Annotated in this window: 15 protein-coding genes; 8 read left to right on the forward strand and 7 right to left on the reverse strand. The window is 63.2% G+C overall.

Translation table 11 applies throughout. The annotated features are described in order from the left end of the window. Nucleotides 1–17: 17 nt before the first annotated feature. From ACFSNN_RS33515 to ACFSNN_RS33535, 5 genes are all read left to right on the forward strand, one after another. Nucleotides 18–233, forward strand: a complete 216-nt coding sequence (locus tag ACFSNN_RS33515) for a DUF3311 domain-containing protein (protein WP_134464481.1) — start codon at nucleotides 18–20, stop codon at nucleotides 231–233. Beyond that, nucleotides 230–1702 (forward strand): sodium:solute symporter family protein, encoded by a 1473-nt coding sequence (locus ACFSNN_RS33520; protein ID WP_134464479.1) that lies wholly within the window; start codon nucleotides 230–232, stop codon nucleotides 1700–1702. Before ACFSNN_RS33515 ends, ACFSNN_RS33520 begins: the two co-directional genes overlap by 4 nt. Nucleotides 1703–2021: 319 nt before the next feature. Then, on the forward strand, nucleotides 2022–3611 hold the full coding sequence (glgA, locus tag ACFSNN_RS33525; protein WP_134464477.1) for a glycogen synthase GlgA: 1590 nt from the start codon (nucleotides 2022–2024) through the stop codon (nucleotides 3609–3611). A gap of 73 nt (nucleotides 3612–3684) precedes the next feature. Beyond that, a complete protein-coding gene (locus ACFSNN_RS33530) occupies nucleotides 3685–4074 on the forward strand; it encodes a VOC family protein (RefSeq protein ID WP_134464475.1) in 390 nt (129 codons plus the stop codon). Nucleotides 4075–4228: 154 nt separating this feature from the next. Then, nucleotides 4229–4891 carry a glutathione S-transferase family protein gene (locus tag ACFSNN_RS33535; protein WP_134464473.1) on the forward strand — a complete coding sequence of 221 codons (663 nt, stop codon included), beginning with the start codon at nucleotides 4229–4231 and terminating at the stop codon, nucleotides 4889–4891. Between the two features lie 109 nt (nucleotides 4892–5000). On the opposite strand, the gene ACFSNN_RS33540 is transcribed toward ACFSNN_RS33535, so the two are convergent. Continuing rightward, nucleotides 5001–5855: a phytochelatin synthase family protein gene (locus ACFSNN_RS33540; protein WP_134464471.1), complete on the reverse strand. Its 855-nt coding sequence runs from the start codon at nucleotides 5853–5855 to the stop codon at nucleotides 5001–5003. A gap of 228 nt (nucleotides 5856–6083) precedes the next feature. Here ACFSNN_RS33540 and ACFSNN_RS33545 point away from each other — a divergent pair, with 228 nt between their 5' ends. Beyond that, on the forward strand, nucleotides 6084–6311 hold the full coding sequence (locus tag ACFSNN_RS33545) for a DUF1289 domain-containing protein (protein WP_134464469.1): 228 nt from the start codon (nucleotides 6084–6086) through the stop codon (nucleotides 6309–6311). Nucleotides 6312–6320: 9 nt separating this feature from the next. Here the strand turns inward: ACFSNN_RS33545 and ACFSNN_RS33550 are convergent, their stop codons facing one another. The 4 genes from ACFSNN_RS33550 to ACFSNN_RS33565 all read right to left on the reverse strand — a co-directional run bounded on the left by ACFSNN_RS33550 (nucleotide 6321) and on the right by ACFSNN_RS33565 (nucleotide 10161). Beyond that, nucleotides 6321–7385 carry a GGDEF domain-containing protein gene (locus tag ACFSNN_RS33550; protein ID WP_134464467.1) on the reverse strand — a complete coding sequence of 355 codons (1065 nt, stop codon included), beginning with the start codon at nucleotides 7383–7385 and terminating at the stop codon, nucleotides 6321–6323. 40 nt (nucleotides 7386–7425) lie between these two features. Further along, nucleotides 7426–8733 carry a hypothetical protein gene (locus ACFSNN_RS33555; RefSeq protein WP_377765127.1) on the reverse strand — a complete coding sequence of 436 codons (1308 nt, stop codon included), beginning with the start codon at nucleotides 8731–8733 and terminating at the stop codon, nucleotides 7426–7428. A 105-nt stretch (nucleotides 8734–8838) separates the two neighbouring features. Further along, the gene (locus ACFSNN_RS33560) at nucleotides 8839–9183 is read right to left on the reverse strand and encodes a cupredoxin domain-containing protein (protein ID WP_134464461.1); all 345 of its coding nucleotides are present in this window, start codon (nucleotides 9181–9183) and stop codon (nucleotides 8839–8841) included. A gap of 33 nt (nucleotides 9184–9216) precedes the next feature. Then, complete coding sequence (locus tag ACFSNN_RS33565) at nucleotides 9217–10161, reverse strand: metallophosphoesterase family protein (RefSeq protein WP_134464459.1); 945 nt, start codon at nucleotides 10159–10161, stop codon at nucleotides 9217–9219. A gap of 381 nt (nucleotides 10162–10542) precedes the next feature. On the opposite strand from ACFSNN_RS33565, the gene ACFSNN_RS33570 reads away from it, so the two are divergent. Further along, the gene (locus tag ACFSNN_RS33570; protein ID WP_134464457.1) at nucleotides 10543–11289 is read left to right on the forward strand and encodes an SDR family NAD(P)-dependent oxidoreductase; all 747 of its coding nucleotides are present in this window, start codon (nucleotides 10543–10545) and stop codon (nucleotides 11287–11289) included. A gap of 66 nt (nucleotides 11290–11355) precedes the next feature. Then, a complete protein-coding gene (locus tag ACFSNN_RS33575; protein ID WP_134464455.1) occupies nucleotides 11356–12003 on the forward strand; it encodes a glutathione S-transferase family protein in 648 nt (215 codons plus the stop codon). 89 nt (nucleotides 12004–12092) lie between these two features. On the opposite strand, the gene ACFSNN_RS33580 is transcribed toward ACFSNN_RS33575, so the two are convergent. Together ACFSNN_RS33580 and ACFSNN_RS33585 are read right to left on the reverse strand one after the other, a co-directional pair. After that, nucleotides 12093–14276, reverse strand: coding sequence for a M1 family metallopeptidase (locus tag ACFSNN_RS33580; protein WP_134464453.1), 2184 nt, complete (start codon nucleotides 14274–14276; stop codon nucleotides 12093–12095). Between the two features lie 589 nt (nucleotides 14277–14865). Next, entirely contained in the window at nucleotides 14866–15870 is a 1005-nt protein-coding gene (locus ACFSNN_RS33585) for an aldo/keto reductase (RefSeq protein ID WP_134464451.1), read from the reverse strand. Nucleotides 15871–15947: the final 77 nt, after the last annotated feature.

Genomic DNA, 15947 nt, shown 5'->3' on the forward strand with positions numbered 1-15947 from the left:
TTCGAGGAGTTGCCCCCATGTTGCTTCGTGTACTCGCCGCGCTGCCGTTCGTCGGCATTTTGCTCGGTGTCCCGTTTGTGAATCGTGTCGAGCCGCTGATGCTCGGCATGCCGTTCGTGCTGGCCTGGATCGTTATGTGGGTGGTGCTCAGTTCGATCATCATGGCGATCGTCTACCGTCTGGATCCGTCCAACCGTCAACTCGCCGCCGACGGCGAGGAGGTCAGCTCATGAGCGCACTCGTCATCATTGCCGCAATCACGCTGTTTGCGCTTTACCTGGGCGTGCGCGCCAAGCGCGGCCACGACATGAGTCTCGAGCAATGGACCGTGGGAGGCCGCAGCTTCGGCACCGCCTTTGTGTTCCTGCTGATGGCCGGTGAAATCTATACGACCTTCACCTTCCTCGGTGGCAGCGGCTTTGCTTATGGCAAGGGCGCGCCCGTCTATTACATTCTGGCGTACGGCACGCTCGCGTATATCCTCTCGTACTGGATGCTGCCGCCGATCTGGCGTTATGCGAAGAATCACCGGCTCGTCTCGCAGCCGCACTTCTTCACGCGCAAATACGACAGCCCGGCGCTCGGCACGCTCGTCGCGCTGGTCGGCGTGGCCGCGTTGATTCCCTACCTCGTGCTGCAACTGAAGGGGCTCGGCATCATCGTCGCAACGGCCTCGTACGGCGCGATTTCGTCGACGGCGGCCGTGTGGATCGGCGCCTGTGTCGTGACAGCCTATGTGATCGTCTCCGGCGTACGCGGCTCGGCGTGGAATTCGGTGGTGAAGGACCTGCTGATTCTCGCCATCGTGCTGTTCCTCGGCATCTATTTGCCGCTGCACTACTACGGCGGCTTCGGCGACATGTTCCGCGCGATCGATGCCGCGCGCCCCGGCTTCCTGACCTTCCCGGCGAAGGGTTCGAGCGTGACGTGGTTCCAGTCGACCGTGCTGCTGACCGCGCTGGGCTTCTTCATGTGGCCGCATACCTTCGGTTCGATTTTCACCGCGAAGGACGAACGCATTTTCCGCCGCAACGCGATGGTGCTGCCGCTCTACCAGCTGATTCTGCTGTTCGTGTTCTTCGTGGGCTTCGCGGCGACGCTGAAGGTGCCGGGTCTGAAGGGCGGCGACATCGACCTCTCGCTGTTCCGCCTGTCGTTGCAGACCTTCGACCCGTGGTTCGTCGGCGTGATCGGCGCGGCCGGGATTCTGACCGCGCTGGTGCCGGGCTCGATGATCCTGACCTCCGCATCGACGCTGCTCGCCAACGACGTGTATCGCGGCATGGTGAGCCGCAACGCGTCGGACGCCACGGTGGCGAAGCTCGCGCGCTTCCTCGTGCCGGTGGTGGCGCTGGTGGCGGTCGGCTTCACGCTGCAAGGCGGCGAAACCATCGTCGCGTTGCTGCTGATGGGCTACAGCTTCGTGACCCAGCTCTTTCCGGCGGTGATCTGCAGCCTGCGTCCGCATAACCGCGCGACCAAGCAAGGCGCGTTTTGCGGGATCCTGGCCGGCGTCGCGGTGGTGGCCGTCACGACCACGATGCACCTGAGCATCGGTCAGTTGATGCCGTTCCTGCCCGATGCGTTGAAGGACATCAATATTGGCTTCCTGGCGCTGGCGGTGAACATCATCGTGTTCGCGCTGGTGAGCGCGATGACGCAGCCGCGGCCGGTCGAGCAGACGCACGCGCCGGTGCATTGATTCCGGCTTGCCTGTTTGCGTGGTGACGAAGGGCTGTCGTTTCGGCGACAGCCCTTTTATTTTTTAGACGCCACGCCGGTTTGTCAAACTTGAGTGTCAAACCTACACACGAATGAAAGAACGGCGCTGGCGACGGCTGAGCGTCAAGCCAGATAAATACGCTTTTCAAGCCAAGCATCCGCCCACCCGCACTGCACCACAAACCCTCCTCGCGCCCCCTTATATAACCGCTGACCTCAGGCACATGCCTTGCTGTACTGACGCGTCCGCGAATCCCACCGCACTGTGCAAGTGCAAAAACCCGTCCTTGGGGGCCACTTTGCCGCTTAACGTCCTTCTCGTCGCTTCCGAAGCCCTGCCGCTCGCCAAATCCGGCGGCCTCGGCGACATGATCAGCGCCTATGCCGCCGCGCTGCGCGATGCCGGCGTCGATGTCTCGATCCTGATGCCCGCTTATCCGGCCGCGCTGGAACGCGCGGTCGACGTCGAGCCGGTCGCGCGCATGACCGGCCTGCCCGGCGGAGACGCGCGGCTGCTGCGCGGCCAGATGCCTGACACCGGCGTGCCGGTGCTGCTTCTGCAAATGGATCACCTGTTCGCGCGCGAAGGCCTGTATCGCGATCCGCAAGGGCGCGATTATCTGGACAACCTCACGCGCTTCGCCTCGCTCGCGGCAGCGGCCGCGCGAGTCGCGCGCGGCGTGCGCAACGTAAGGCGCCCCGACATCGTGCACGCGCACGATTGGCATGCAGGACTCACGCCGCTGTACCTGCGGCTCGCGGGCGTCGCCGCGAAAAGCGTCTTCACGATTCACAACCTGGCATTCCAGGGCAATCATCCGCTCGCCATGGGCGGCTGGATCGGCGTGCCGCCGGAACTGCTGGCGCCGGCGCTCTCCGACGAACGCAGCATCGAGTTCTACGGCTCGCTGAGCATGATGAAAGCGGGCATCGTCCATTCGGACCGCGTCACGACGGTCAGCCGGCGCTACGCACGCGAGATCCTGACGCCGCACTTCGGACACGGCATGGAAGGCGTGTTGCAGGCCCAGGCCGCCAAGCTGTCGGGCATCGTCAACGGTATCGACACGAGCGTGTGGAATCCGGCCACCGACAAACATATCGCGCGCCCCTACTCCGTCGACGACACCGCCGGGAAGCAGGCCTGCAAGCGTGAACTGCAACAGGCCTTCGGTCTGACGCGCGATCCGTTCGCGCCGCTGGTGGCTATCGGCAGCCGCCTGACGGAACAGAAGCTTGCCGATGTCGTCGTCCATACGCTGCCGGCCCTGCTCGAACGGCATCCGCGGCTGCAGTTCGCGATTCTCGGCCAGGGCGAGCCCGCGCTCGAACAGGCTTTGCAGGACGTCGCGGCCGCGTGGCCGGGGCGCGTCGGCGTGCAAATCGGCTATGACGAGCGGCGCGCGCACATGCTGCACGCGGGCGCGGACATTCTGCTGCACGGCAGCCGCTTCGAACCGTGCGGCCTTACGCAGCTCTACGCAATGCGCTACGGCACGATCCCGGTGGCCTCGCGCGTCGGCGGCCTGGCCGATACCATCGTCGACTACGTACCGCACGACCCTCGTGGCGAGCAGAAGGCAACGGGTTTCCTGTTCGACGGCGAAAGCCCGGACGACGTGGTGCATGCGCTCGGCCGCGCGCTGGCCGCGTTCGTGCAACCGTCGTCGTGGCACGCGCTGCAGCGCAATGCGATGAGCCGCGACTTCGGCTGGGACGCGTCCACCGCGAACTATCTCGCGCTGTACGCGGATCTGGTCGATGCACGTCCGGCGCTGCGCGATACGCGGGCTCGCAAGACCCCGATTCGGGCGCGTACGGCGGTCGCCGCGGGTACACACAGGGAGGAGTTCAACGCGGGCATCGGCGAGATGGCGCGCAGCGCCTGAACCTTCTTGACGCACTCGGGCGCGCTGCGGCGCGCTATGCTTTGCGGCACACCCGTGTTTCGTGGAGTTGCCGATGCAGCCGCCCGTTCTCCGAGTCGCTCGCCCTACCAACGATCTGCATAAGGTCGCTGATTTCTATACGCGGGGATTGGGCTTCGAAGTCCTCGCGAGCTTCGAGAATCACGAAGGCTTCGATGGCGTGATCGTCGGGCGGCGAGACTGTGCATGGCACATCGAGTTCACCCATCAGCACTGCGTGAGCGTCGAACGCGCGCCGACCACCGAGCACCTGCTCGTGCTCTATCTCCCGGAAAGCGACGCATGGCGCGCGGCCGTCGAACGGCTGGAAGCGCTCGGCGTGCCGGCGTGCGCATCGGAGAATCCGTACTGGGACCGTCAAGGTAAAACGTTCGAAGATCCGGACGGGTATCGGATCGTTTTGCAGAATGCAGCTTGGGGATGACGAGGCGCGGCAGCCCGCAGCCGATGCGTTCTGGCCGGTGGCCAAGCCTGCGCTGCCGAGCGCTGACTGCGCGTTCGCTCGCCGATTGCGCATAGGCACGCGCCGGGAACGGCGGTAGACTGTCCGCCGGATCGAAACCGGACCTCAAGCCACTATGCCCCGCGATTCCACCCCTTACGTGCTTTACTATTCGCCCGGCGCGGCAAGCATGGCCGTGCACTGGATGCTGATCGAGCTCGGCATCTCGTTCGAATCCCAGTTGATCGACATCGACGCCGGCCGGCAGCGCGACCCGGCGTATCTGCGGCTCAATCCCGCGGGACGCGTGCCCACGCTGATGGTCGACGGCACGCCGCGCCATGAGTCGGCCGCGTTGCTGATCCTTCTGGCCGAGCGGCATCCCGAGGCCGCGCTCGCCCCCGAGCCGGGTTCCGTCGATCGCGCCGCGTGGCTCGAAATGATGGTCTATCTTGCCAACACGATTCTGCCCGCCATGCGCGACTGGTTCTACGCGTGCTCCGATGGCGACCCCGGCGGCGCCGAAGCGGTTCGCGCGCTGGCCTGCCGTCGTCTCGACGCAGCGTGGGACAAGCTCGATGCGCACCTCGGCGAAAGCCATGACTATCTGATCGGCGACAAGCTCAGCACCGCAGACTTCATGGCAGTCATGTTGATGCGCTGGACCCGCAATATGCCGAGGCCCGCGCTCGGCTGGCCGAATCTTGCCCGCTATATCCGACAGCAACGCGCGCGTCCTTCGTTCATCGAATTGAATGCGCGCGAAGGGCTGACGGAATGGCGCAACGAAGAGGCGTGACGCGCGCCTGAACGGGATCGCGCGGGCGCCGGTTTGCTGTGGCCGCACTCGCGTGAGCCGCCTCTCGTGCCGCACGATTGAATGTCGCGGCCGCCTCGGCAAGCCGCCATCAACCCGGCCGCTTGCCGATGATCACGATGCCGCGTGAAATGCCGCTGACGCTATCCACCGCCAACGCGGCTGCGTACAACTGCGCGACCGGCACCCACACGGCCGGATATTTGTAGCGCGCCACGTCGAGCAGCAACGCGCTGTCGCTCGCCGAATCGTACGCGGCGAGCGGCGACCAGTGTCCGCCACCCGTCTCGCCGATTTCCACCCGCCTGAAATTCAACAGCACGAAACGGTCGCTGTGGCTCGCGGTCGCGCGCACCAGATCGCGGAACTGGCCGAGCGACAGGTCCGCCGCGTGATATTTCCGGACGTCGACCGGAAAGGCCTTCAAGGCCGTGCTGAGCTGATCAAGCGTCATGCCCTCCTGCGAGACCTTGGCGGCGTTGGCCACCTGCGGATCGATGCCGCGGAAGAAATCTTCCTGCGAGAAGAACGGAAAGTCCGGGTACAGGGTCGACTGCGGCCGGCGGATGCCCAATGCGTTGAGCGCCATGACCGAGGTCGCGACGGAGCAATAGGCCTGGTTGCGCTGGGTTTCGAAATACTGCGAGAGCGGCCAGTACGACTGGTTGGAGGTGGCGCTCGTCAGGCGTTTCTGGCCGGCCGGCTGCGTCAGCGCGACGAGGTTGGGCGGCACGGCCAGCGGGCCGTCGGCCGGGAGTCCGGAGGCTTCGCTGTCGGGCTGAAAAGCGGGCTGAACAGCGGGCCGAATAACGGCAGGCGGAACGAAGGCCTGATTGCTGGCCGGTGGCACCGGCGCACAGGCGGCGAGCGCCGCCGCCATAACGGCGACGATCCACTGAGGCTGGCTCAAGCGCCCAACGGCGCGCATCAACGAATATCTGAACATGGATCTTTCCGATTTGGATGAACCCGGATGACTGTGGCTCCGCACGCGCATGAACCGGCGCGCACGCGCAAGCCTCGATTTTGTAGCACGAAACAAGACTCCGCGCGCGCGACGATGCGCGCGCTTTGGCCCGCAAAGCGCGCTTCTCCCCTACAATGCTGCAGCATTTTCTAACCGACTCTCGCCGATCACCGTCGAGGTCGACCCCTCGGAACCGTTAGTCGGATCATGACAATCCAGTCACCCTGTATCGATATCTGCAAACTCGACGGCAAAACCGGCTTCTGCCTCGGCTGTCTGCGTACGCGCGACGAAATCCGCGCGTGGAAGACCATGAGCGACGACGTGCGCCTCGCGGTCATCAATGAACGGCCAGGTCGGGAAGCGATACTAAAAACGGAATCGGAAAGGGAAACGCAAGCGGCGCAAGCAACGCCCGAAACCCATATCTGCTGAGCGCGCCGTTCAATCAGCCTGAGCCGCGAAAGCGTAGCCGTTCTTGCCGCCACGCTTGACGTGATACATCGCGTCGTCCGCGGCGGCGACGAGGCGCTGATAATCGCTGACGAGATCGGGATAGCTGGCAATGCCGATGCTTGCGCGCACCACGCCGATGCCCATCTCCGTGTCGGTCTCGACCACGCACGCAATCAGCCGCCGGGCAATCTCGGCCAATTCATCCGGCGTCGAATACTCTCGAATCAGAACCGCGAATTCGTCGCCGCCAATGCGCGCGACGACATCCCCTTTGCGCACCGACTCGCGAAAGGCCCGCGACACCGCAATCAGGAATTCATCGCCGACGCGGTGGCCGAGCGTGTCGTTGACCTGCTTGAAGCCGTCCAGATCCACATACAGCACGGCGATCTTGCGAGACATCGGGCCGGCGTGCAAATTCGCCGCCACTTCGTCGAGCATGGCGAACAGGCTGCGCCGGTTCGGCAAGCCGGTCATGGAATCGTGCAGCGCCGCGTACTCGAACTCGTACGACTCGCCCGCCAGTTGACGATTGCGCTTAGCGTACATGCCGAGCGCGGTGAGCAACATGCAGAACAGCAGCGCGGCCAGCGCGATCAATACATTCGCGACATGGGCAATGCGCAGGCGCACGTCGGCGCCATCGGCATCGCGCTGCGCGCGCCAGTACGGCGGGATCGTGGCAAGCAGCGCATCGGTGCCGTTCAGACTGGCATCGGGCGTCAACGCCGACGCCGGCATCCGTGGCGCCGCCAACGGACTGGCATTCACCAATGCCGCAAGCGACTTCAGGCGATCGGCGAGTTCGATGCGTGCATGGCGATAAGCCTGCGTCTGCGTCTGACCGTCGCCGGCGTGTTGCTGCCACACGCCGACCATTGCGCGAGCGCTTTCCGCGCGCTCCGCCGCTTCGAGCACGAGTCCGGCGTATTCCTGTTTCAGTTGATCGGAGAAGATGGTCCTGATCTGCAGCGCGAGATAAAGAAGACCGACCAGCAGACAAAGCAAAGACGCGCCGGCAAGCAGCGCCGGAGCCCGTCTGAAGGGGCTCACGAAGGCGCCTTTTGCACCGGCGCGCCCGGCGCGGCGCCGCTCACGGATGGGAGTAGATGTCTTGCCGATTGGTGTTGCCATGCTGCCGGTAACTCACTCGACGAAAAAAGAGCCCCATGCGGGCGAACAGATTGTTCTTGTGGCGCGCGCTTTCTGGCGCGGCGCGGCGCTCCTGAGGCGAGGCGCGGCCATCTTTGCCCGGACGCGCCGCGGCCAGTTGCTGCGTCGGTGCGGCGTTTGCGTTTGCTGGACGGCGAGTGGACGCGGGCGGCGGTGGCGTGGATGCGGACGTGCCGGACGCCACATTCGCCGCATTCGCAACGACCGTGGGCTGCGCCGCCGGTGCCTTGACCTGGCCGGACCAGGACGCGAACTGCCCGCCCGCTTCCTGATCCACGACGGCTGGCGATGCCGCCACCGTCGCGCCGCTCGTCACCGTTGCATGCAACGGCTGCGGCAGTGTTGCCGGTACGGCCGCTGCCGCCGCTGCGGTCATGCTCGTGGTTTTTGCCATCACGGCCGCATTCGCCGACGCGCCGTTGCCGAGCGCCCGGCGTGCGCCGGCCATGGCTTCGGCGTATGCCTGCTGGTCGTGGTTGAACCAGACGCTATACGCCACCGTACCCATCACGCCGATGACCAGCGCGCTGGCCGCGGCCACGCACATGGCGAGGCGTCCGAACCTCGGCGGCGTGGCGGAAATTGACAGACCGCTCGCCTGGCCGCCGGCATCCTGGCCATCGAGCACCGATTTTGGCGAGTCCGCATCGTTGTACATCGCAATAACTCCGGAATCCTCACGTCTGGCCGGGAGGCCGACTTTGTTCACACGATTTCGCAGGTTTTCGCAGGTCATACGCCGCTCGAAGAATCTGTCCTGCCCATCGCACGAGAACGTCAACATGGCAATGCTGCGCTTTAAACGCAGTCTTTGCGAGGCAGTTTTGCACGGAAGAAACAGGCAAAACAACGCAAAACGTTTCATGCCGCGGGTGGTCACGCGCGATGTCCGGGAAGGGCTAGCTGGCTGTCTGTTTAAGCCGAACAGGCATGCGCGGCAGAAGCCGCTGGTGGCTTTGAAGCACACGACAGCCACGCCCGAGCGCAGTAGAGACGTCGACGCTTCGAGGGGCACCAAATTAAACGCAAGCGCTGTTCCTGATGCCGGGTTAGCAGCCGTTGGACGGATTATTTTAGGGAGCGCTCCAGAGCTACTCTTTCTGTTTTCACCCTTACCTCTGATCCGCAGCACGCGCGCCATTTCCGGCGTGGCGACGAAAGGCACTACTCGGATTTCCAGTCTGTTCGCCTGCTGAAGAAGCCGCTGAACAAACTGTTGGAACTGCATGGGCGCGCGCTCAGGGCGCTTCACGCATTGCATGCAACCGATCTGCAGGCAATGCGCGAGCGCCCTGATCGCGGTCTATAGAAGGGTCTCCCGCGACGCTCACGCTCACTGCACCGTGATGGTCTCCTTCATATTCGGATGAATACCGCAGAACACTTTGTACACGCCCGGCTTGTCGAACTTGAACTGGTACGTGTCGTTCTGGTCGAGCGCGGCGGAGCGGAACATGCCCGAGTCGTTCACCACCGTGTGCGGCTCGCCGTCGAGATTCTTCCAGGTCACGGTCGAACCGGCTTTGACCGTCATCTCCATCGGCATGAACATGAAATTCTTGATGGTGACGGTGTTCGGCGTTTCCGCGCGAGCCACGGACAACCCCGACGATGCCGCGAACAATGCCGAACTTGCGGCCATTGCGAGCAAAACGCGGCGAATGTTTTTGGTTTGCATAACTGATCTCCTGCGATAGAAATGAACTGATGTTTAAACCAGCGTGGTGTCGTCGAGCGTGGCCTTGAGTGGATGCCGGGCAATCTTGATGCTGGTCACCCCGAGCATTTTCGGCAGCTGGTCGCTGGCCACCGTCAACGGTCCAGGACCCGTGCCGTTGCCGGCGGTCGGCTGCGGATAAGCCGTCGAGCGCGCCGTGTGGAACGTGATGTTGCCCTCCACTTTCGACACGATCTGATGAATGTGGCCGTTCAGTACGGTCACCGAGCCGAAGCGTTTCAGATAGCTCATCGCCTGGCCGGCATCGCCCGTGCCCCAGCCCCACGGCTCGTAGATCGTCCACATCGGCATGTGCGCGAAGACGACGATCGGCGTGCTGGACGAGCGCCCTTTCAGATCGTTTTCGAGCCACTCGAGCTGTTCGTCGCCGAGGCCGCCCAGGCCGTTCGGCTTGAAATGCATCACGTTGACGAGGCCGATGAAATGCACGCCCTGATGGTCGAAGCTGTAATAACCCTTGTTGTCCGAGGCCTTGCCGAAGCGGCTGAAATATTCGGTTCCGGGGCCGTCCGTCACGTCGTGCTCACCGGGCACGGTGTGCAACTCCGTGATATTCAGACCGGACATCAACTGGGCGGCCAGATCGAACTCCGATGCCTTGGAAAGATGCGTGATATCGCCGGTATGAATGGTCAACGCGGGCTTGACCGGCATCGCGTTGACGTAGTCGATGGTCTGTTTCAGCGTGCCCGCCACGTCGGGATTGGCTTCCTTGTTAAAGCCGATATGCGAGTCGCTGATCTGCAGGAAAAGCGGCACACCGCCTTTTGCAGCGGACGAGTTCGGGTCGGCCGCGAGGGCTAACTCCACGGGCGTGAGAATGCCGCCCGCCAGAACGAACACCGTGCCGAGACCGCCGAACGCAAGGCACTTGAGTGCGCCGCGCCGCGACGCGTTGATTGAATCATGTGTTGACATGTTGACCTCACGATTAAGAGTCGCAGTCGAGCCGTGGATCATCCGGCGGCCCTCGCGAGTCGTTCGTCAGGCATGACTGCGCCGATGCCGGTTTTATTCCAGCTTCGATCACGCGGCGGATGAATCGTGTTGCGACGTCGGCGGACTGATAGCGGGTTTACGTCGCGGCGGGCGAACGCCGGGCCCGCGTCCGGCACATGCGCTGCGTGAGTCGCCCATGCCTGATAGGCATGCCAGCCAGCTTATAAAGTCTTTTTACTCCGGCCGGGAAGTCACTAAATTGCACTCGAGGCAGCGATTCAAAGCAGATCACATCCCGCTCAACCAGCCTCGGCCTGCTTCGCCCCCATACCGCAAATACATACCCATCAGGAGTTTGAAATGACCCAGCCCGTCGTTCTGATCACCGGCGCCCTTACCGGCATCGGCCACGCCACTGCCCTCGCCTTCGCCGACAGCGGCGCCCGTCTTGTCGTCTCCGGCCGTCGCGAAGCCGAAGGCAAGGCGCTAGAAAAAGAACTGCGCGAACTCGGCGCGGACGCCCACTTCATTCAGGCCGATGTGCGCCGCGACGACGAAGTCGCGAACCTCGTCGACCAGACGGTCGCGCGCTTCGGCCGCATCGACGCCGCCGTGAACAACGCCGGCACCGAAGGCCAGCCCGGCGCGATCACGAGTCAAACCGTCGAGAGCTATAGCGCGACGTTCGACACCAACGTGCTCGGCACGCTGCTCAGCATGAAGCACGAACTGCGCGTGATGTCGGCGCAAAAGAGCGGCAGCGTGGTGAACGTTTCGTCGACGTACGGCCACGAAGGCGCGGCCTTCGCTTCCGTGTACGCCGGCAGCAAGCATGCGGTGGAAGGCATGACGAAGTCTGCGGCGCTCGAAATGGCGTCCACCGGCGTGCGGGTCAACGCCGTCGCCCCCGGGCCGACCGACACCGGCATGCTCGACCGCTTCACCGGCACGCCAGAGAACAAGGCCGCGCTCGCCGCCAAAGTGCCGCTCGGCCGGGTCGGCCAACCGGTCGATGTGGCGCGCGCCATCGTGTTCCTCGCGTCGGAGGCGGCGTCGTTCATCACGGGGCAGATCGTGACCGTGGACGGCGGCAAGACGGCGGGCTGATCGCCGCCAAATCGCGGAGGCGCGCTGCAACGCGCGCCTCGATGCATCATTCAAAGGACTGTGAACATGACTACCGAAACATTGACGCTTTACCATTCCACCGCGTCGCCGAACTCGCGGCGCGTGCGCATCTTTCTCGCCGAAAAAGGCGTGACGGTGACGCTCGCGGCGGTCGACCTCGGCAAACGCGAGCAGCACGGTGACGCCTATCGCGCGATCAATCCCCGGCGCGTCGTGCCGACGCTGGTGCTCGACGACGGCACGTCGATTGGCGAGGTGCCCGCCATCCAGCGCTACATCGAGGACGTCTATCCCGACGCACCGCTTTTCGGCAGCACGCCGAAGGACAAAGCGCTGATCACGATGTGGGAGCGGCGCGCGGAACAGGAAGGGTTTGCCTCGGTGATGGAAGCGATCCGCAACACCGCGCCCGGTTTGAAGGGCCGCGCGATCGCCGGCCCGCACGACTACGAGCAGATTGCCGCGCTCGCCGAACGCAGCCGGCAACGGGTAGTCCATTTTATGGAGGACCTCGACGATCGCCTCAAACAGTCCGCGTTCGTGGCGGGCGAGCGCTTCTCGGTTGCCGACATCACCGCACTGGTGACGATCGACTTCGCCGCGAAAGCAATCGACTTGCAAGTGCCGGCTGATCTGAAATCGCTCAGGCGTTGGTACGACGCGGTGTCCTCGCGACCCAGCGCGACGGCGTGACTTGTGGCGGCATCCGTAGCGGCATGAAGAAAGCGGCCCGCATCGCAGCAACACACGATGCGGGCCGCTGAACTACCCGGTACGCCCGCTTATTGCCCCTGCTGCGCCTGCGGCTTCAGTTTGAACTTGCCCTGATAGCGGATCGTCGGACGCTGCGATTGCGTGGTCGGCGCCGTCATCAGCAACTGGCGTGCGAGCGGTGTGGCCGCCGGGCTCAGCGAGCCGATACTCGTGACGCGCGACGGATCCGCGAGACCGTTGTTCACCAGCAGCTTCGCTTCGAGTTGCAGACTGGTCAGCAGGACCGGATCCTTCAGCGCGTTACTCTGCGCGAGCAACTGGCTCCACGCGTTGTTGCTGTAGTTGGTCACGTAGTAGTCGAGACCGCTCGGATCGGCGAGCACCGCGGAACAGCCGTTCAAACGCACCTGGGTTTGCGTGTCCTTCATCGCCAACGTCTTGCGCGAAGTGAGGCCATCGCCGTATGCGAGTGTCAACGGAATGGTCCACTGCGTGCCCGGATACTGATTCTGGTTCGGGAACGGCGACTGTTTCAGCGTGACCACGGTCTGGTTAGTCGTCAGATCGCACTGCGTGTCGAGCGAAATCAGCGGCACGCCTGTCTGCCGCACGAAGCTGTCGCCGATTGCCACCATCGGCTGGCCGCTCGCTTTCGACAGTTCGTCCCACAAACGCTTGGGGGTAACGTTGCCGAGCGAATAGTCGGCGAGATACGACTGCAGGCCCTTGCGCATCACTTCTTCACCCAGGTAATTCTCCAGCATCTTCAACACGTGACCGCCTTTGTCGTACGTGAAGGCGCTCGCGCTCAGCACGAAGTCGTTCGACGCCCAGCCGTTGAAATTCGGCTGCACCGGGAACGCCGTGGACTTCAGGTCAGCGTTGATCACCGCGTACTTGTTCTTCACGTCGTCGACCCAGCTGAAACGGTCCGGGAAGAAGCGCACCTTGGTTTTGTTCTCGAAGAACGTCGCGAACGACTCGTTCAGCCAGACATCGTCCCACCAGTCCAGTGTGACAAGATCGCCGAACCATTGGTGCGCCGCTTCGTGCGTGAGCACCGTCACGCCGTAATCGGACATGGTCGTGCCCGGCGCCGGCAGAATGTCGTCGGCGAATTCGAGAATGGCGCCCCAGTTCTCCATGCCGCCGAAGTTCAGGTCCTTCTGCTCCTTGAACGCGTCGTTGGCCGCGATCGTGTCGAACTTGGTGAGCGGCAGCGGAATGCCGGTGTAGCGATAGTAGTAATCGAGCGCCTGCTTGGTCTGCTGCATAGCCGGTTTGGCCCAGTCACGCATGCCGGGCGGCGTGAAAATCCGCAGATGCAAACCTTTGCCGTCGGGCAGCGGGCTCGTGAAGTCGTCTTCGAGAATGTCGAACTGGCCGCCGCCGAAGAACAGCAGATACGACGGCATGGGCGGCGTCTTCTCGAACGACACCAGCTTGTAGCCGCTACCCACGTTCACCGCCGGTTTCTCGGCCGCGTTCGAGACCACGTTCCAGTTCTGCGGGACCTCCGCGCTCACCTCGTAGGTGGGCCGGAACGCCGGCTCGTCCCAGCCGGGGAACCATTGGCGCGCGAGGTTCGATTCGCCTTGGGTGAGAATCGCGCCGCTCGTCGTGCCGTCGGTCGACTTCAGATCGACGCGGAACACGCCTTCGGCCGCGGAGCAACCCGGATACGGATCGTCGCCGCAACTGCCGCCGGTCTTGGCGACCGGATCGTCATAGGTCTTGAAGTTGATGATGCCGCTCCACTCCATATGCAGCGAGTAGTTGCCGGCAGCGATCTGCCCGCTCACAGGGCGCAACTGATAGAAGTCGCCGTCGTCCTGCGGCGTGGCGATCAGCGCGATGTTGCCGGGCTGAAGCGTGATCGTGCCGTTGGTGAACTTGACCCGGTGCCCGGCGATCGTGATCGCGTTGACGGCCTTCTGCACCTTGATCTGCACGTCGGCGCGGCCGTCGAACGAAGACAGCGCGGGGTTCGGCCGGAACCACAGCTTGTAGTTGACCGGCGTGACCGTGTCGGGCAACTCGACCGGCGGCACCGTCTTGTTGATCGAGGTGTCCGCCACGACCGGCGCGGCGGGCGGGGCCAGCGCCACTTCGGAGGCGCCTGACCCGGCTACGGGCGCCTGCCCGGATTTGCTCGTCAAGGAAGACGAGCCGTCGCTGCCGCCGCATCCCGCCAGAATCGCAATTCCGGCTAGTGCGAGGCACTGCATCTGCAATCGGAAATTTATACGCATGATTAATCCTCGACTGACAATATCGGCAAAATAAAGTGCGTTGAGTGCTTAAGCTGGTTTTCTCTTTTTTCAGCGAAAAAGGTCTCCCGCACTAGCACCGAATTGCTAGCGAGAATATAAGGACGTGTTGGCGCCTCAGCACTTGTGGCTGATTTTAGAATTGCGGCACACGTTTATTACAATGCTTTCATATCGACAGCCGAGGAGATTTTCCCTGGCTGTTATTCGATCGTCTGAATGAATCGGCAAAGCGGCAGCTTGCCTGCGTCTCCGGGCAGGTGGATTAAACCGAATCAGTTTTTTGACGACAGTGCGTAGCCTAGTTTGGCAAACGTTCCCGTGTCAACTTCCTTTCACAAACTTTCTTCACTCGTGCGATTTGCATGCAAATCGAATGGCATCGGTAATGAAGCCGAGTTAATCCTCTAAGAATCGTGATATCGCGTATGACTACGGGAAACTTTATTTTTCTCGGCGCGCTATTGTGCTATGCAAAATGGCGGGAGCGAATAACTTCGAGTGAGGTTTTAATTTGAACTAGCTGGAGAGTTCACAACGGAATTGGCGCGAATAATATGCAAACGATCGGTTAACCATTCACCGTCGCCACGATTCGCTCGCACATCGCCTTGTCGGGTAATGGACCCGAACCGGCCCGAATGTTGTCCGCCATGTATTGCGGACGCCCCGTGCCGGGAATGACGACCGTCACCGCGGGTTGCGCGAGCACGAACTTCAGAAGAATCTGCGCCCAGCTCGTGCAGCCGATTTCCGCCGCCCACGCAGGCAGCGGCGTTTTGCCGACGCGTGCCAGCAAGCCGCCGCCGAAGGGCTGATTGATCACGACGCCCAATTCGGCCGCGAGCGGCAGGATGCGCGTTTCGGCGGCGCGGTCGTCCGCGGCGTAGTTGATCTGCACGAAGTCGGGCTTCTCGCTGCGCATGACAGAAGCGACTTCGTCGAACGCACTCGACGTGTAGTGCGTGATGCCGATATAGCGAATCCGTCCGCGCGCTTTCCAGTCGCGCAGCGTGGCGAGTTGCGTGCGCCAGTCGAGCAGGTTGTGGACCTGTATCAGATCGATGCGCGGCTGCTGAAAGCGGCGCAGCGATTCTTCCATTTGCGCGATGCCCGCTTCGCGTCCTTCGGTCCAGACCTTGGTGGCGACGAAGGCTTGGTTGTGCGCATCCAGTTGCGTGAGCAAAGCACCGGCCACTTCTTCCGACGAGCCGTACATCGGCGATGAATCGATCACCGAGCCACCCGCTTCGAACAGAATGCGCAGCACGTCGGCGAGTTGCGCGCGGCCGGCGGGATCGGTGCCGACATCGAAGGTGCGCCAGGTACCGCAACCGACCACGGGCAAGCGTTCGCCCGTGGCGGGAATCACGCGTTGCGACATGCGTGGGAGCGGCGTGGTGGCGGATTCGGTTTGCGGTTTGGACGATGGCGTTTGGCTTGGCGTTTGCATTTGAGCCGCCGCCATCCGCGGCAATGCGAGCGTCGCCGACAAGCCGACCGCAGTGCGTCCTGCCGAGCGGAGAAACCGGCGCCTGCCCGAAATCCCCACACCGTTTTTCGACGAAAGTGCCATGACGTGCCCTCGATTCGCGCGCAGTACAGTGACTTCGTACGATACGGCAAATCGGCACAGCACGTTGAAGCCAGGCA

This window comes from Paraburkholderia dipogonis (assembly GCF_042680985.1).
GTDB classification, from domain to species: Bacteria; Pseudomonadota; Gammaproteobacteria; order Burkholderiales; family Burkholderiaceae; genus Paraburkholderia; species Paraburkholderia phytofirmans.